The sequence below is a fragment of the Rhodococcus sp. IEGM 1370 genome (assembly GCF_033142325.1).
Lineage (GTDB): Bacteria > Actinomycetota > Actinomycetes > Mycobacteriales > Mycobacteriaceae > Rhodococcoides.
Genome location: NZ_JAWLRY010000001.1, coordinates 609,035 through 625,377 on the forward strand (window position 1 = coordinate 609,035; position 16,343 = coordinate 625,377).

The 16,343-nt window shown below is 63.8% G+C and carries 22 protein-coding genes; 10 read left to right on the forward strand and 12 right to left on the reverse strand.

Annotated features, from left to right (window positions below; translation table 11 throughout):
- Positions 1-20 precede the first annotated feature (20 nt).
- Genes R4P47_RS02710 through R4P47_RS02725 form a run of 4 tightly spaced genes read right to left on the reverse strand, consistent with a single transcriptional unit; the run spans position 21 to position 6,214 of the window.
- Complete coding sequence (locus R4P47_RS02710; protein WP_317784028.1) at positions 21-1,343, reverse strand: AIM24 family protein; 1,323 nt, start codon at positions 1,341-1,343, stop codon at positions 21-23.
- A 28-nt stretch (positions 1,344-1,371) separates the two neighbouring features.
- Complete coding sequence (locus R4P47_RS02715; protein ID WP_317784029.1) at positions 1,372-4,497, reverse strand: ATP-binding protein; 3,126 nt, start codon at positions 4,495-4,497, stop codon at positions 1,372-1,374.
- Positions 4,498-4,514: 17 nt separating this feature from the next.
- Positions 4,515-5,180 (reverse strand): hypothetical protein, encoded by a 666-nt coding sequence (locus R4P47_RS02720; protein ID WP_317532221.1) that lies wholly within the window; start codon positions 5,178-5,180, stop codon positions 4,515-4,517.
- Positions 5,177-6,214, reverse strand: coding sequence for an endonuclease domain-containing protein (locus tag R4P47_RS02725; RefSeq protein WP_317532222.1), 1,038 nt, complete (start codon positions 6,212-6,214; stop codon positions 5,177-5,179). The genes R4P47_RS02720 and R4P47_RS02725 overlap by 4 nt, the downstream gene beginning before the upstream one ends.
- Positions 6,215-6,452: 238 nt before the next feature.
- Here R4P47_RS02725 and rplN point away from each other — a divergent pair, with 238 nt between their 5' ends.
- The 4 genes from rplN to R4P47_RS02745 are packed head-to-tail and all read left to right on the forward strand — an operon-like array spanning position 6,453 to position 7,903.
- Positions 6,453-6,821 carry a 50S ribosomal protein L14 gene (gene rplN / locus R4P47_RS02730; protein ID WP_032397538.1) on the forward strand — a complete coding sequence of 123 codons (369 nt, stop codon included), beginning with the start codon at positions 6,453-6,455 and terminating at the stop codon, positions 6,819-6,821.
- Positions 6,822-7,139 (forward strand): 50S ribosomal protein L24, encoded by a 318-nt coding sequence (rplX, locus tag R4P47_RS02735; RefSeq protein ID WP_032397537.1) that lies wholly within the window; start codon positions 6,822-6,824, stop codon positions 7,137-7,139.
- Position 7,140: 1 nt separating this feature from the next.
- Entirely contained in the window at positions 7,141-7,713 is a 573-nt protein-coding gene (gene rplE / locus R4P47_RS02740) for a 50S ribosomal protein L5 (RefSeq protein ID WP_008718275.1), read from the forward strand.
- A gap of 4 nt (positions 7,714-7,717) precedes the next feature.
- Positions 7,718-7,903: a type Z 30S ribosomal protein S14 gene (locus R4P47_RS02745; protein ID WP_008718273.1), complete on the forward strand. Its 186-nt coding sequence runs from the start codon at positions 7,718-7,720 to the stop codon at positions 7,901-7,903.
- 93 nt (positions 7,904-7,996) lie between these two features.
- On the opposite strand, the gene R4P47_RS02750 is transcribed toward R4P47_RS02745, so the two are convergent.
- The 8 genes from R4P47_RS02750 to R4P47_RS02785 form a co-directional block, all read right to left on the reverse strand.
- Complete coding sequence (locus R4P47_RS02750; protein WP_317784030.1) at positions 7,997-8,695, reverse strand: DUF3303 domain-containing protein; 699 nt, start codon at positions 8,693-8,695, stop codon at positions 7,997-7,999.
- Between the two features lies 1 nt (position 8,696).
- Positions 8,697-10,064: a glutamine synthetase family protein gene (locus tag R4P47_RS02755; protein ID WP_317784031.1), complete on the reverse strand. Its 1,368-nt coding sequence runs from the start codon at positions 10,062-10,064 to the stop codon at positions 8,697-8,699.
- A 344-nt stretch (positions 10,065-10,408) separates the two neighbouring features.
- Positions 10,409-10,648: a hypothetical protein gene (locus tag R4P47_RS02760; protein ID WP_317784032.1), complete on the reverse strand. Its 240-nt coding sequence runs from the start codon at positions 10,646-10,648 to the stop codon at positions 10,409-10,411.
- Positions 10,649-10,697: 49 nt separating this feature from the next.
- Positions 10,698-10,940 (reverse strand): hypothetical protein, encoded by a 243-nt coding sequence (locus R4P47_RS02765; RefSeq protein ID WP_317547389.1) that lies wholly within the window; start codon positions 10,938-10,940, stop codon positions 10,698-10,700.
- 24 nt (positions 10,941-10,964) lie between these two features.
- Positions 10,965-11,204 carry a hypothetical protein gene (locus R4P47_RS02770; protein ID WP_300525308.1) on the reverse strand — a complete coding sequence of 80 codons (240 nt, stop codon included), beginning with the start codon at positions 11,202-11,204 and terminating at the stop codon, positions 10,965-10,967.
- Positions 11,205-11,206: 2 nt separating this feature from the next.
- Complete coding sequence (locus R4P47_RS02775; protein WP_317784033.1) at positions 11,207-12,412, reverse strand: colicin E3/pyocin S6 family cytotoxin; 1,206 nt, start codon at positions 12,410-12,412, stop codon at positions 11,207-11,209.
- A complete protein-coding gene (locus tag R4P47_RS02780; RefSeq protein ID WP_317784034.1) occupies positions 12,412-12,702 on the reverse strand; it encodes a WXG100 family type VII secretion target in 291 nt (96 codons plus the stop codon). The genes R4P47_RS02775 and R4P47_RS02780 overlap by 1 nt, the downstream gene beginning before the upstream one ends.
- Positions 12,699-13,031: a WXG100 family type VII secretion target gene (locus R4P47_RS02785; RefSeq protein WP_317784035.1), complete on the reverse strand. Its 333-nt coding sequence runs from the start codon at positions 13,029-13,031 to the stop codon at positions 12,699-12,701. Before R4P47_RS02785 ends, R4P47_RS02780 begins: the two co-directional genes overlap by 4 nt.
- Before the next feature lie 481 nt (positions 13,032-13,512).
- On the opposite strand from R4P47_RS02785, the gene rpsH reads away from it, so the two are divergent.
- Genes rpsH through rplO form a run of 6 tightly spaced genes read left to right on the forward strand, consistent with a single transcriptional unit; the run spans position 13,513 to position 16,214 of the window.
- Complete coding sequence (gene rpsH, locus R4P47_RS02790) at positions 13,513-13,911, forward strand: 30S ribosomal protein S8 (RefSeq protein WP_008718266.1); 399 nt, start codon at positions 13,513-13,515, stop codon at positions 13,909-13,911.
- Between the two features lie 14 nt (positions 13,912-13,925).
- Positions 13,926-14,465, forward strand: a complete 540-nt coding sequence (gene rplF / locus R4P47_RS02795) for a 50S ribosomal protein L6 (protein WP_317784036.1) — start codon at positions 13,926-13,928, stop codon at positions 14,463-14,465.
- Position 14,466: 1 nt separating this feature from the next.
- On the forward strand, positions 14,467-14,883 hold the full coding sequence (gene rplR, locus R4P47_RS02800; protein WP_032365631.1) for a 50S ribosomal protein L18: 417 nt from the start codon (positions 14,467-14,469) through the stop codon (positions 14,881-14,883).
- Between the two features lie 34 nt (positions 14,884-14,917).
- Entirely contained in the window at positions 14,918-15,589 is a 672-nt protein-coding gene (gene rpsE / locus R4P47_RS02805) for a 30S ribosomal protein S5 (RefSeq protein WP_032397534.1), read from the forward strand.
- Entirely contained in the window at positions 15,589-15,768 is a 180-nt protein-coding gene (gene rpmD, locus R4P47_RS02810) for a 50S ribosomal protein L30 (RefSeq protein ID WP_008718256.1), read from the forward strand. The genes rpsE and rpmD overlap by 1 nt, the downstream gene beginning before the upstream one ends.
- Before the next feature lie 2 nt (positions 15,769-15,770).
- Positions 15,771-16,214, forward strand: coding sequence for a 50S ribosomal protein L15 (rplO, locus tag R4P47_RS02815; RefSeq protein ID WP_032397532.1), 444 nt, complete (start codon positions 15,771-15,773; stop codon positions 16,212-16,214).
- Positions 16,215-16,343 lie beyond the last annotated feature (129 nt).

The window sequence follows — 16,343 nt, forward strand, 5'->3', positions numbered from 1 at the left end:
CTGTGTTCCGGCCGCGCGGCCTATCTGCCCAACAAGCCGCCGAGCGCGCCGCCCACACCGGCCTGCTCACCACTGCCACTGCCACCGATCATCCCGCCCGGCGGCTGCTCCGACGGCTGTACGACGACAAACCCTTGGCCGGCGAACTCGAGGGTGAACCGCTCACCGGTCGACCGCCCGATCAGCGTGCCGAGACCGAACGAATCGTTCTTCTTGACTCTCGTCTGCAACGAGGACGACCACGCAACCGCAGCCTGCGGATCGGCGAAGGTGGGCTGATCGACGTTCAGCACCACCGGAATCCCGTCCGTGGTGATGGCGATCCGTCCGCGCCCGGTGAACACACAGTTGAAGAAGCCCGCGTTACCGCCTGCCGCAGCACCCTGCACACGCTTGACGTCGTAGCTCAGCGTGGACTCGAAAGCCAGCACGTTGGCACCGTTGATGGTCAGACCGTCGGACCCGTCCAGGTCGATCAGATGGACGTCCTGAGCTGCGTTGGCGAGAAAGAGATCGCCCCGGCCCGTGACTTTCATCAGAGGGACACCCTCGCCCGAGAGCGCCTGCTTGAGCGCCCGGCCGATACCACCCGAGCCCTTCGCCTCGAACCGTAGATCGCCCTGGTACGCGACCATCGAACCGGCCCGGGCCATCACGTCACCGTTCATCCCGATTCGGCACATCTTGCTGCCCTGCTTCTGAATGCCCGAGCCGGGAACCTCGGCGTGGGCGGGCGTGAACAGTTCACTTCTCATGGCCAGGACTCCTCGAGGGACGGGTGAATTCACGGGTGGCGCGGCGGCGTCTGCTGATGGCTCGTCGGGGGTGTCGGGCGTCGGCTCGTCGTCTTCGACACTGATCCCGAACGCCGTGGCCAACCCCGCCAGACCATCGGCGTAGCCCTGGCCGACGGCACGGATCTTCCACTGCTCGCCGCGGCGGTAGAACTCGAGACACACCAGCGCGCTCTCGTCTCCGAGTGCATCGGCAGTGAATGCCACCAGGGCTGTGTCCGACGCATCGGACACCGTCACCGCCGTCGGACCCGCAGCCGCGAACGTGGCCGGCCCCGTTCCGTCGAGGGACGCCGCAACGGCCACGGTATCGACGCCGGCGGGGACGGCGGTGGCGTCGAACATCAGCAGGTGCCCGGTCGATGCACGGCGATACTCGACACCGGGGGCGGATGGCTGGTTGTAGAACACCAGGTCCGCGTCCGAACGCACCCGCCCGTCCGGCCCCAGAAGCAGCGCGGAGACGTCGACCGAGGTCGACGCTGCGAGTGTCACCGTCAGGGGACCGGCAGGAGCGGGGCAGTTCTCCCCGCGTGCGAGGGTTTTCATCGAATCCAGTGTGCCACTGTCGAGGGCGTCAGGACTGGCGCGCCAGCTCGATGACCTCTTCCTCGGTCGGCGGACTCTTCGGATGGTAGGACAGGCACAGCGGAGTGGCCGTACGACGGAATTCTGCGCCCTCCACGGCCGCGTAGAACTGACCGGCGGGCAGGCGTCCGACGTCGGGAACCGAGCCACCCTTCACCCGCGCCATCTCTTTGGCTGCCTCCACCTGTGAGGGACTGTTGAGCAGGCCGTAGAACTGAGTGGACGCATTGCCGGCGATTCGATTGTGCAGACCTTTCGGGGCCTGGGTGGCGAACACCAGGCCGAGTCCGTACTTGCGTGCCTGCGAGGCCAGAGCGAGAGTGCTGTGTGTCGCAGCGGTCGTCCTGTCCGAGGGCGCGAAATTCTGCGCCTCATCCATCACGAACAGCCCACCCAGCGGCCGGTCGCCCGCAGGGTTCTTCTTGATCCAGGCGAACAAACCCATCTGCAGCTGGTTGACGAAGCTCTGCTTCTGCTCGTCGGTGGTCAGGCCGGCGAGGTTGATCACCGAGACCCTGGCCTTCTTGCCCTCGGCCGGAGTGAGCAGAACGGCCGGATCGACCGGGGTACCCGCTCCCGCGAACATCGGATCGTTCGCGGCGGCGGCCTTGAGATTCTCGGCCAGTCCGGCCGCGATGCGCACCGCATCGCGCATCTCGCTGGCGTCCTCGGGAAACTCTTCCAACAGGTCGATGAAGGCGGTCAGGTCCCCGCCCTGCGGCCGTCGACCGAACAGATCGAGCGCTGACTTCAACACGGCCCGACCGTGTTTGGCCTTCTGTGACGTGCCCAGAACTCCCGCAGCCGGTTCGAGTGAGGCCAGTGCCGACTCGACGGAGGCCTCGAACTCGTCGGCGTCGCCGAGGACGCTGACGAAGTCCGGAAGTGGCTGGAAGCTCAGCGGCCGACCGGAGGACTTGCGAGGCGTCCAGACCACGACGTCGGTGTCGCGCAGATACGCGGTCGCCTTCGCTTCGTCCCCCGGTGGCCACGTCCTCTCGTCCTCGGGCCACGCGGTGCCGAGCCGAGCCAGGTCGTTGTTGACGTCGAGTACGATCGCCGAAACTCCCTGCAGCGCACACTCTTCCACCAGGCGACGGATCAGCACCGTCTTGCCCGAACCGGAGCCCGCGAAGATCGCAGTGTGCTTGCGCAACGCTTCGAGTGGAACGGCGACGTCCGCACCTGTGCTGAGTTCGGCACCGACCACGATGGACGGCCGCCGCGGTGCCGCGGGCTGCGCTGCGACGCTCGGCGTCTCGGGTTCGATGAGGGCGGTGTCGTCGTCGACGACACTGACAGCGGGAAGCACCGCCCGGAACAATTCCACATCGTGCGCCGGCTTGCGTGCGAGCAGCCAGGACGTGAGTGCGGGGGAGTTCTCGGTCAACAGGATCGACAACGCCGCCAGAGCCCTGCGGTCCTCGTCGCCGAAGGGCACCACGATGCCTCCGGCGCGCCGCAGGGCCGCGATGGTCTGCTCGGTTTTCGCGCCGTTCGGCCACGGATCGTTTCTGATCAGGATCAGCCGACGCCTCGGCATGTCTATCCGCAGGCCAGCCGTCGTCACGGCCCGTTCCACTCGGGCCAGCGCGGCGCGGGCGTTACCGGACGTGACCGCGCGGAAGCACCAGTGCTCTTCGTCGTCGGTATCGGTGTCGACGGTGTGGCGCAGGCGAGCGTGCAGCGCAGGCTTGCCGCTCGGCGGCGGATCCTGGGCCAGGCTGTCGTCGGACGACTGATGCTCGTGAATCCACGCGGTCAGGCCCGCGGACAGCAGTGCGGGAACGATCGAGTCCTCGCTGTCGGGTCGGAGCGGAATCGAGACGTCGACCTGCTCGCGAAGTTGCTTGTAGCGATCGTCGAGCGCGTCGAGTTCGTTGACCCGCGCAGTGGGTAGATCCGGCGCATCGGCCGGACCCGACCTGTCGGTGAAGCTCTCCAACTCCGACGCGACGCCGGTGTCGAGGCAGTGCCTGATGTGGCGATCGACGGCGATGAGCAGCTGGCGCGGAGTGAAATCGGGGGCCTGCTCGAACGCGTCGGGCGCGACCGGCCACGTGGGGTGCGGCGGAGTGAACCCGGCTTCGAGGAAGCACGCTGCCAGACGTCGTCCGAGAAGGAGGCGTCCGATGTCCGACGATGGAATCGGCTTGAGCGACTGAGTGACTCGGAAGCGGTCACGCATCGGCGCGACTCCGCGCGCGGCGATCAGTTCCCAGGCACTCGACAGCGCAGAAAGTACCGAGGCGGTGCGGGGGAGGGTCTCGCGTAACGACATCAAGCCGTGCGCGAGCTGCTCGACGACCTTGTCTTCCTGAGCGTCGGCGAACTCCTGGTCCGATCCGGTACGAGACTGCGCCACGAGTGTGTCGATCTGGTCGATCGCGAGAATCGTCGGACCGGTGATAGCGAGCAGACGCGAGATGTTCTCGGCGATGCCCTGATGGCCGAGTTCGGCCCGGCGGATGCCCCAGGCCGAGAACTCGTCCGGATCGACATCGTCGATCGATTGCAGGTATGCGTCACCCAGGTCCTGAACTGCCGAGTCGGGGGCGATGGACAGCACGAGTGCGCGCAGCGTGTGCTGCGACGTCCGGCGGTGGCGGGGGTGAACCTTGTACACCGCGGTGACGAAGTCGTTCAACGTGTCCGCGTCGATCATGTTCTCGCCCATGATCTTTGCGCGTTGATCGTCGGGAATCTCGCCGATCTCGCACAGGCGTCGGAGCAACAGCCCGAGCTGGCTGTCCGATCCGCGGCCGGATGGACGCATCAGGTCGTCGAGCATCCCCATCAGCGTAGAGCGCCAGAATCCGGCAGCGTCGAGCAACCTGATCAGGAAGAAGTAACCGCCCTTGAGCTGCACTTCTTCGCGCACCTGGCCGAGCAGATGCGTCTTGCCCGAACCGGCCGGGCCGCGCACGACGACCCCGAGCGGACTCGCGTCGTCGGAGGCGTCCGCGTCGTCGTATGCGTTCATCACTTCGAGGAACACTCGTTCGTGCATCCCCGGCACATGCACGTTGGACTGCGAACGCCACACGTCGTCGGGGGTCGGTGCCCAGCTCAACCGCACCGATTCGAGAGCTCTGATCTGCTCGTTGTCCGTCATCGTCGACTCAACGCCCATCATGGTTCGATCGAGAGAAGGTGGTTCTGCTGATTACCGACGACGACGGCCGCGGCGCGTTCCTCGTCGGTCAGAGTCTTCTGATTTTCTTCGGGTATCAGCGAGACATCCGCCGCACGACGCAGGCGCGCGAGGGCGTCGTCCAGATCGGTTCTGGGTATGTCGCGCAACTCGTTTCGCAGGCGCGAGAGTCGCACGGTGCTGCCGGGTTCGCGCGCGATCCGGGCATACGCCGCGCGAATCGAGGCTTCGATGTCGACGGTATCGGAATCGACGGCCTTCTCGTCGATTGCAGATTCGTCGGGTGCAGCCTCGTCTCCGCGGGGCGAGAACACGTCTGCCGGACGGCTGTCGGTGCGGTCGAGCCACCGACGCAACCCGGCCAAGACGGTGAACATGGCCTTTCCTGCTCCCGTCGACCGGGCCGGTGGCTCCCCGCCGATGAGTTCGCCGCAGGTGCGCCAACCCTTGTCGGTCAGTTCGAGAGTCATCGGTCGGACGGATGCATTCACCTCGATCAGACCGGCATTCTTCAGCCTGTCCCGGGACGGCTTCGCGAGCTCGGGTCCCATCGCTCTGAGTTCGGAGTTCTTGACCGGACTTGCCTCGGCCATCAGGACGAGCAGCACTGCCGCTTCCGTCCCGTTCAGGTCTTCGGTGCTCATCGAGGATCCCCCTTCGATCGTCTTCTCGATACTGCCTCGCGGATGGTAGCGACCACACGTTGCGGATCGTCGATCACCTGAGCATTGGTGAAGCGCAACACCATGTAGCCGTGTGTCTGCAGCTGGTTGTCACGGACGCGGTCCTCGGCGAACCGATCGACTGCCCGGTGCTCGTTTCCGTCGATTTCCACTACGACCTTCTCGGTGCGCCACAGTACGTCGACCGTGAACGGTCGGCTGAGCTCGTCGAGCCGGATCGAGCGGTTGTGCTCACGCCCGGTGGCCCAGTCATGGGCGTCCAGCGCGCGGCACAGACGCTTCTCGGGTTCGCTCGCCGGGTGGGGGTGACCCGCGATCGGGGGATAGCTGAGCGGCCGGAATCGATCGAGGACCGTGCTGACGCCGTCGGGTACTTCCGGCGCACGTACCGAGACCGACGGGAATCGGTTCACGCTCGACGCCCCGTCGCCCGTCACCCAGACCCCTGCCCCGGCGTGGGCGCACAACCATTCCGCTGCTCCCGCGACGACTCCGGCGTCCGTTCCGACGGGCACGACCAACACGAGGGCAACAGTGCTTCTGTGCTGAGCGGAGGCAAGTACTCGGGCCGACCCTGCTGCTCGGGTCTCGACGGTGAATGCGGTTCGACGCGGCGACCGCCCCGCGACTGCGGCATCTGCGAGGGCCCCGACGTACGGACCGAAGTGCGCTGTGTCGCCGGCGAGCCGCACAGCGGCGGCGCGTGCAGCGCGCCGATGCAACGTCGACGAGTCTTCCTGATGGTCGAATTCCGTGAGCAACAGCGGAACCGAGTCGACTGCAGCGTTCTCGAGTTCTGCCACCACCGCATCGACGAGATCGACGGCACGATTCGCCGTCGCTGGATCGACCGCGAAGAACACGATCGAGGGCGCGTCCGACGGCAGAGGGTTCACGGACTCGGCGAGTTCACGCTCGGTGGCACCGTGCAGTCGGACGACCCGATCCAGTGGCAGACTCGACCACCAGTGGCCGCCGTCGCCCGTCGACGTCATCGCCGCGCCCCGCTGATCCGAAGATGTCCCATCCCCGAAACCGTACCGAGAGTTCCGGGTTCGCAGGCGGCGGCCGGTGCTCGCGCGATGGCGATTTGGATCCCTGGGGCCCGTTCCCCTACACTTGACCGGTTGCCTGTGGCAGTGGTGTGCCTTCGTGCGCCCGTTCCCGGCAGCCGACCGCGCGTGTCGGGACGGAAATCCGGCACGTACGTACATCCAGGTCAAGGAGAAGTTAGTGATTCAGCAGGAGTCGCGAGTACGCGTCGCTGATAACACGGGCGCGAAGGAAATCCTTTGCATCCGCGTTCTCGGTGGTTCGTCACGTCGCTACGCCGGAATCGGCGACATCATCGTAGCTACGGTGAAGGACGCCATTCCCGGTGGAAACATCAAGAAGGGTGAGGTCGTCAAGGCCGTCATCGTCCGCACCATCAAGGAGCGTCGCCGTCCGGATGGCTCGTACATCCGTTTCGACGAGAACGCTGCGGTGCTGATCAAGCCCGACAACGATCCCCGTGGAACTCGTATCTTCGGCCCGGTCGGCCGTGAGCTGCGTGAGAAGAAGTTCATGAAGATCGTCTCGCTCGCCCCGGAGGTGCTGTAAATGAAGGTGCACAAGGGCGACACCGTTCTCGTGATCGCAGGCAAGGACAAGGGTGCCAAGGGCAAGGTCATTCAGGCCTACCCCGCTGACTCCAAGGTTCTGGTCGAGGGTGTGAACCGCATCAAGAAGCACACCGCGGTCTCCGCCAACCAGCGCGGCGCATCCTCGGGTGGCATCGTCACCCAGGAAGCTCCGATCCACGTATCGAACGTCGCAGTGGTCGACTCGGACGGAAACCCCACTCGCGTGGGCTACCGGACCGATGAAGAAACCGGCAAGCGCGTTCGTGTTTCCCGGAAGAACGGGAAGGACATCTGAGATGACTACCACCGAAAACATCGCGGGCGAACAGCCCCGCCTCAAGGCGCGCTACCGCGCCGAGATCAAAGACGCCCTGAACACCGAATTTGCATACGAGAACGTCATGCAGATCCCCGGCATCGTCAAGGTCGTCGTCAACATGGGTGTCGGCGACGCCGCCCGTGACGCCAAGCTGATCAACGGTGCAGTTGCCGACCTCGCTGCCATCACCGGCCAGAAGCCGGAGATCCGCAAGGCTCGCAAGTCCATCGCACAGTTCAAGCTGCGCGAAGGAATGCCCATCGGCGCACGCGTCACCCTCCGTGGCGACCGCATGTGGGAGTTCCTCGACCGTCTGGTCTCCATTGCCCTTCCCCGAATCAGGGACTTCCGCGGCCTCTCGGGCACGCAGTTCGACGGCAACGGAAACTACACGTTCGGCCTCAACGAGCAGTCGATGTTCCACGAGATCGACGTGGACAAGATCGACCGTCCGCGCGGCATGGACATCACCGTAGTAACCACCGCAACCAACAACGAAGAAGGCCGCGCGCTGCTCAAGCACCTCGGCTTCCCGTTCAAGGAGAACTGAGTCCATGGCGAAGAAGGCATTGGTCAACAAGGCCAACAAGAAGCCGAAGTTCGCGGTGCGTGCATACACTCGCTGCAACCGCTGCGGCCGTCCCCATTCCGTGTTCCGCAAGTTCGGCCTCTGCCGTATCTGCGTGCGCGAGATGGCACACGCCGGAGAGCTTCCCGGAGTTCGCAAGAGCTCCTGGTGATCTGAGGCCTCCGGGCTTCACCACACCACGCTGATGGGCGTGGGTTCCTTCCGAGGAGCCCACGCCCATTTCGTGTTTCTCAGGCCCGGAGCTTCATACCGACCACACGTCGTGTCGCAGGTCGAGCGATCGGGTCAGAGCCAGTGCGGCATCGCGATCATCGCTCTCGACGATCATGAGCAGGCCACGTTCGGACATGGCCGACGCGAAAGTATCGGCGGAGACGGTCCTACATCCGGGTGGCATAGTTGGGTCTCCGAGTTCTCGATAGGTGTCGGCAATCGCTACTCCGTCCTCGGCTGGGTCGAATCCCCAGACGGTCACGAAATGCCCTACGTTCCAATCGAATTCGGTCAACTCTGCAGTATGTACATTCGCCAGCAGGCTGAATCGGAACTGCGCGTCCGCGAGGCGGGAAAGAAACAGACGCAGTCTCCCGGCACCGGGTCCCCTGATCGGAACAACGGAAACGCGGTGGTCGGTCGCCGTCTCGATGCCCGACGCGAGACCTGCTGCTGTGGTCCCGGCTGCATCGATCGATGCAGCCCTCGGCAGTACATCCCACCCGTCGGTGGTCCGGGGCGATCCAGGGGGACGCGCCGACTCGACCTCGATCGGCCAGATCGCGGATCCCGATGCGACCGCGAGTGCCGTGACATCCGGTGCGTCTTCGTCGAGAACAGCGGTCAACGCTACCGATGCCGAGAACGGTCCGCAGAGTTGATCCGGTTGCGGCAGAACACGATCGAGTGCCGAGACGATTGCACCTGCGCCGGGGAAGCGTCGCAGCATCTCAGTAGATCCAGCGCAACGATTCGAGCAGTTCGTCCTCGGTGTGACTCTCCGCCCACGCGGCATCGGCGTCCCGGCACGCAACGAACGCGCCCAGAAGATCCTCGCCCAACACGTTCGCGACGAGTTCGGATGACAGCAGGTTCTCCCGCTGCTGAGTATGGGTCGTCGCGAGTGGGGAGATACCCGCGGCCTCACGACGTGCGTCGTCCCAGCCGCCCACATCCTGCTGAACCGGTGGCGGCAACTGGGCCGAATCCGCTACTCCAGACAGGCCGGCCGCGATCGTGACGGCCAGCGCCAGATACGGATTGGCCGACGCATCGCAAGCCTTCAACTCGACGTTGGTGTGATTCGGACCGAGCAGCGGCGACGACGGTACGAGCCGCACTGCAGCCTCACGGTTCTCGACGCCCCAGAACCCGAAGGCACCGGCCCAGTAGCCGGGTCGACGACGCAGCAGCGATCCCGAACTCGGTGCCGTGATGGCAGTGAGTCCCGGCAGTTCTCGAACCAGGCCTGCGATGTAGGACCGGCCGGTGTCGGACAATCCGTGCTCTCCGTCACCGGTCAGTGCGTTCCGACCGTCGCGGACCAGCGACGTGTGCAGATGCCAACCATTGCCTGCACTGCTCGACGACGGCAGGGGAGCGAAGCTGGCCCGCAGACCCAGAGCGCGTGCCGCTGAGTGGATGGTCTGCCGCGCGAGGATCTGCGCATCGGCCGCGGCGAGTGGATCGAGTGGACTGAGCGCGATCTCGATCTGGGAAGCGCCGTACTCGGCGTGAATCTGGCCGATGCTCAGACCGTTCGCGGCAAGCGCGTTGAGCAGCAGCACGACGAATTCGTCGACATCGCGTACTGCGTTCGCGGAGTATGCAGGTCCGCGATGAGCGGACAGGCCGTCCGATTCGCGAGTCAGCGCGAACTCGATCTCGAATCCGGCCCGCACCTCGAATCCGGCATCGGACGCCTTCTGCACCTGACGCTCGAGAACCGCGCGCTGATCGTAGGGCCAGGGAGAGCCGTCTGCTGAGAGCTGCCGGCCGTGTACCCAGGCAAGCCCCGATTGGCCGGCGAGCGCTACTACGCTCGACGCGTTGTCGATCACCGGAATCAACCGCACATCGCCGGACGGGGTCGACAGTCCATCGTGGGCGAACGTGATCCCGTCGTGCGAATCGAATACGGCGAACACCGCGGTGATTCCCACTCCGCGACGTGCGACTGCCGTCAATTCTGCGGTGGGCACGGTGCGCGATCGGACGATGCCGTTGTTGTCGACCCAGCCGATGGTCACCCCGGCGATGTTGCGGTCGCGCAGCGAGTGGGTGAGATGGTCGATGTCGACTGCCTTCGAGTCCGTCATGGTCCGACGTTAGCGAAGAAGTGGGAGTTCGGGTGTCCAACCGGGTGTGCGGATTGCGAAATGGCTGGGCTGCGCGGGAACTGAGCGATTGCCGCGCTTCATCGTCTATGCGGTTGAGCGCAGGGCGGAGTCGCCGCGACGTGAGTCTCACGGACGACATTGGAACAGGGTTGAAGAGTGCGCGAGGCCTGCATCTGAACCTCCGGACCGTGTCAGGGCGCGTTGTGATGTCAGGTGCCGAATGACAGATTCTGAATGTCGACAGTCATGTTCCCGAGCACGTGAATTTCGGGCCGGTTTTCAGTCGCGTTACAGCTGGTCTCCAGGTGCCAGACTGCCCTTCCTCAGTCGATGAACAGGCCGATGAAGTACTCATTATCGGAGCTGATCCTGAAATCGCCCTCGATGTACCGCGCGAACTTCGGCACGTCGGCCAATGCGACTGGATATGGTCCCATTTCTAGGGGAAGTTCACTTTCGTCGACGTCAATCAGTTCTCTGATTTCGTCTCCGGTGATAGCAGTCAGGAGGTAGCTGTGTGCGATCGTATCGGTTCGTTTATTATAAGATTCCAAATACCACATGCCGTCTCGCTACTTCTTGCTTACCGGCCATGGCGGCGGAGTGTGAAGTCTATTTCGGTTCGGCAAGAAACGAGACTTCGTACGAATGATTCTCCTTCGCCTCGAACGGTATTTGCATGAACCGAGCAAAGTTGGGTATCTTCTCCGCCGGAACGTCGTTCTGGCCGACTGCAACGGGTAGTTCGAAGTCGCTGTCATCGATCTGGAGCGTGCGTTTGACGAATTCGACAGTCATGTCGCGAAGAAGGTGTATTTCTGTTCCCAACTCGGTTTCATCATCGAATTCTTGCAAGTACCAGATTTCCTTCTCCTTTAGTCAGTCTGCGAAAAGGCCTACGAAGTATGTACAGCCGAGGTCGATCAGCAGCTCGCCATCAATATATCTGGCGAATCTGGGTAAGTCTGCGGGCGCAACCTCGTGCATTGCGGCTTCAATCGGTCCGCTTTCTTCATTTGTCCCGATCAATTCTTCTATAGTCGTGCTGGTTGCACCCTGAAGCGGATAGCTTTTTGCAAGAAGTTCAGATTTGTTCTCGTACGCGTCCAAGTACCACATTGTCATCTCCCTGGTGTTCGGCCGGGCGCTGGCCCCTTGGTCATGTCGCCCGTTACTGGGTCGAACTCGCCTAGGTGTTTTCCGTTTTTCGTGTATTTTTCGATAGCTCCGTGCTGGTAGTCCCACTCCAAAATATTTCCTCTGCTGTCAGTCCAACGCGGTCGATTATTCAACGGCTTCGTCTGTTTGGCATCAGGAAAGCCAGGAAGCCGTCGATCAGCCGGGGGAGGGTTGTAGTGCCAATTTCCTCCGCCGGTGTTTGCGTTGAAGGTGGTCGGACTTGCTTGTAGGAGCGGTTGCACGTCCGATGCAATTCCAATGGCCGCCGCGCCGGTTGCCACGGTGACACCGACGGCAATTGCGGACGCCGCTTCCACTCCGGTCAGGACGGCGATGACACTTCCGGCGATGGCGCTTCCCGTCGCGCCGGTAACGGCGACTGTTCCCACGCCGAGGGTGAAGAAGCCGGCAACTGCACCGGCGATCGTGCCGGCAACGATGGCGGTTCCCACGATATCGATGACGCTCTGGTGAGCGTCCTGAATGGTCGACGCCCATTCGCCGCAAGCGCTCGCGAGAGTGTCGAATTGGTCGGCGACGTTGTGCGCAGCGCTGTAGACGCCGTCCATCTGGGCGAGGACCTGCGGCAATTCGTCGGAGGCAAGTTTTTCGATGTCGGTCCACGCGGAGTTCGTGGAATCGCTCGCTCGTCTCAGCTCTTCGGCCGCGGTGCGCCACGCGCTTCCGAGTCCCCGCAACTTCTCCGGGTCACCGTTGGGCCACATGTGGCCCTGTAGCCATCGCGTGATCAGTCCCCACCCCATCGGGGCGTCGGTGTCGCCGCCGTAGGAACCGTTGAACAGCGGTGTATTCGTATGAGGAAGTTGTGGGGGAACGGGCAGCGGCGGGGTCGGCGGAACGGTGTTCGCATTCTCTGCGTTGGCGTGATTGACGCCGGTTGCTGCAAGCAGGTCGTGGAGCTTGCCGAACGCATTCGCGATGTCGGTCCCCGCGGTGACTGCGTCGAATGCCGCGGAATCGTAGCTGTCTGCCCAAGACTTTCCGGCGTTGTCGGTGCCTGCGCAGCCCCAGTTCCGGTGGAGTTCCGCGGCGAGTTCCGCTATCGCGCCGCTCGAGATGGTCTTGGCGCTGCTGTACTGGGAGGCCGCATCGGCGAGGATTTGCGGGTCGACGCTGATCGGGGCCATCAGGGCCACATTCGCTTGTTGTGGTCGACGGCTGCGCGGTAGCGATCATGGGCGCCTCGCGCCAGCGTGCCGAGTTGCGCGAGCGCGGTTCGCATATCGTTCAATTCCTGCCGGAGCAGCTCGTGCTTCGAGCGGTGAGCCTCAGCCGCTTCGCCCTCCCATTCGATGCCGAGATCGTTCACCTCGCGCTCCACTTCGGCGATAGCCGATTCGATCGTGGCTCCAACTATGTGTGCGCGATCGACAAGAGCGAGAATCTGTTCGACGTCGGCGACGTAGCGCGCCGTCAACGGTCCAACCGAAGGCCGGAATCCACCATGTGTTCATCGATCACGTTGTCCGTTGCGGCATATTCGGTCGCAATGCCATCGAGCAGCCACGCGTCCTCGGTGAGCGCGCCGCATATCTTCCGAGCCGAATCGACCCACTCCGCCCACAGAACTGCATGGGAATCGGCCGCAGCGCCTGTCCAGGAGGTCTCCAGCAATTCCTCCACGGCGAGACGGACGAGATCGATGTCATCCCACAACACGTCGGCGAGGCCGGACATCCGAGCAGAGGCACGGCGGATCCGATCGGGATCGGCTTTCACTGCGTCGTGCGGGACGAACCCGGCCATGGTGGGACGTCGACCGTCCTGGCAACGGAATCGGTTGTGCGCATCGAACCCCCCGGAGCGATGAAATGATGTCGGAAGAATACTGCACCGAACCGACGAACACGGCTGTGTCTCGCGAGTCCTACTGGCATGGTGCCGCTCGAGCTCTACCACGACCGATTTTGAGAATGGCACCCGGTTCCCTACACTAGAGCGGTTGCCCGGGCTTCGTCGTGCCTGCACGCGAGTCCTTGCAATGGAAACGCAACCTCGAGTTCTCCGTACGTCAGCATCGAAATGCGGAAGCTCGAAACACCTGGCAGTGCAGCGATGCATTGCTTGGAGCGCAACCCCTGACCGGCAACAGTCGGTCAGGACATGTTCACTTCGTTGTAGGCCCACGATGTGACGAGCCAGGCCCGCCGGGTTCTCGAGAATCCAGGGGCACCAGCTCGCGCGTGCTGCATGGGAACCGCTGCGAGAAAGGTGCACAGGTCACACCATGACGATGACCGATCCAATTGCAGACTTCTTGACCCGTCTGCGCAACGCCAATTCGGCGTACCACGACGAGGTGAAGCTTCCCCACTCGAAGCTCAAGGCGAACATCGCCGAGATCCTCAAGCGCGAGGGCTACATCTCCGACTACCGCACGGAAGACGCCGAGGTGGGCAAGACCCTCATCGTCGATCTGAAGTACGGCCCGAGCCGTGAGCGCAGCCTCGCCGGCGTGCGACGCGTCTCCAAGCCCGGTCTCCGGGTGTACGCAAAATCCACCAATCTGCCCAAGGTTCTCGGCGGCCTGGGCGTGGCGATCATCTCCACGTCCACAGGTCTGCTCACGGAGCGTCAGGCGGCCAAGCAGGGTGTGGGCGGAGAAGTCCTCGCCTACGTCTGGTAGGGGAGGCCACCACCATGTCACGTATTGGAAAATTGCCGGTACCGGTCCCCGCTGGAGTCGATATCACCATCGACGGCCAGAGCGTTGCGGTCAAGGGCCCCAAGGGTGCCTTGAGCCTGACGGTCGCCGAGCCCATCCAGATCGCTCGCGCCGACGACGGCACCATCGCCGTCACCCGGCCCGATGACGAGCGCAAGAGCCGTGCACTGCACGGACTCTCGCGCACTCTCGTCGCGAACCTCATCACCGGTGTCACCAACGGTTACACCAACAAGATGGAGATTCACGGCGTCGGTTACCGCGTCGTACTCAAGGGCAAGGACCTCGAGTTCGCACTCGGTTACAGCCATCCTGTGCTGATCGAAGCACCCGAGGGCATCACGTTCACGGTCGAGTCGCCCACGCGATTCACCGTTGTCGGCATCGACAAGCAGAAGGTCGGTCAGATCTCTGCCAACATTCGTCGTCTGCGGCGTCCGGACCCGTACAAGGGCAAGGGCATCCGCTACGAGGGTGAAGTGATCCGCCGCAAGGTCGGAAAGACGGGTAAGTGATATGAGCCAGCAAACAGCAGACAAGGCGAACGTCGTCAAGCGCACTCCGCGTGGCACCGACGTCTCGACGAAGCGTCGCCTGTCGAAGGCACGTCGTCACTTCCGCCTTCGCAAGAAGATCTCCGGCACGCCCGAGCGTCCCCGCTTGGTCGTCAACCGGTCCTCGCGTCACATCCACGTGCAGTTGATCGACGACCTCGCCGGCCACACGCTGGCCAGCGCGTCGAGCATCGAAGCAGATGTGCGCGCCCTCGAGGGCGACAAGAAGGCCGTCAGCGCGAAGGTCGGCGAGCTCATCGCCAGCCGCGCGAAGGCAGCCGGCGTCGAGGCAGTCGTGTTCGACCGCGGCGGCAACAACTACAGCGGCCGCATCGCGGCACTCGCAGACGCAGCCCGTGAAGGCGGGTTGACGTTCTGATGATGACAATGACTGACAACGGAAGGACAGCCTGATGCCGGGACGTCAACGGCGTGACGGCGGAAGCGGCCCCGCCGGACAGAACAGTGGCCCCAACGCAGGTGGCGACAACAACCAGCGCGGCGACAACCGCGGTGGCGGTCGTGACCGTCGTGACAACGGCCGTGGCGGCAACGCTGCGGACAAGTCGAACTTCATCGAGAAGGTCGTCACGATCAACCGCGTCTCCAAGGTGGTCAAGGGTGGTCGACGCTTCAGCTTCACCGCCCTCGTCATCGTCGGTGACGGCAACGGACTGGTCGGCGTCGGCTACGGCAAGGCCAAGGAAGTTCCCGCGGCCATCCAGAAGGGTGTCGAGGAGGCTCGCAAGAGCTTCTTCCGCGTCCCGATGATCGCCGGCACCATCACGCACCCCATCCAGGGTGAAGCCGCAGCAGGCGTCGTCATGTTGCGTCCGGCCAGCGCCGGTACCGGCGTCATCGCCGGTGGCGCTGTGCGTGCCGTGCTGGAGTGCGCCGGTGTCCACGACGTGCTGTCGAAGTCGCTCGGTAGCGACAACGCCATCAACGTCGTGCACGCGACCGTCGCAGCTCTCAAGGGTCTGCAGCGTCCCGAGGAAGTTGCGGCTCGCCGCGGCCTGACCCTCGAAGAGGTTGCACCCGCCGGAATGCTGCGCGCACGCGCACAGGCAGGAGCGGTGAAGTAATGGCTCAGCTGAAGGTCACCCAGATCAAGAGCACCATCGGCCAGAAGGCGAACCAGCGTGACAGCCTGCGTACTCTCGGGCTCAAGGGCATCCGCCAGACGGTCGTCCGCGAGGACAACCCGCAGAACCGCGGACTGGTCAACACGGTGCGCCACCTCGTAACTGTTGAGGAGGTCTAACCATGACCATCAAACTGCACCACCTGCGCCCCGCAGCCGGATCCAAGTCGACGAAGATTCGCGTCGGCCGTGGTGAAGGTGGCAAGCGCGGCAAGACCGCAGGTCGCGGTACCAAGGGAACCGGCGCACGCAAGAACGTGCCGGCACGCTTCGAGGGTGGCCAGATGCCCCTCCACATGCGTCTCCCGAAGCTCAAGGGCTTCACCAACCGCAACCGTGTCGTGTTCCAGGTCGTGAACCTGCGCGACATCGAGCGTTTGTTCCCCGAGGGCGGTCAGATCGGTATCCCCGAGCTCATCGCCAAGGGTGCCGTTCGCAAGAACGAGCCCGTCAAGGTTCTCGGCGACGGAAACCTGACCGTGAAGGTCGAGATCTCGGCCAACAAGTTCACGGGCTCCGCCAAGGAAAAGATCGCCGCTGCCGGCGGTTCTGCAACCGAGGTATGAGCATCGGTTCGATGTGCTGAGTAGCAGTGCATCGACCAGCAGTTCGTGACGATGGCCGCAGCCACAGCTCTCGCAGCTGAGCTGCGGCCATCGTTGCCTCGGCACCACGTGCCGTGGTCGACCGAACGG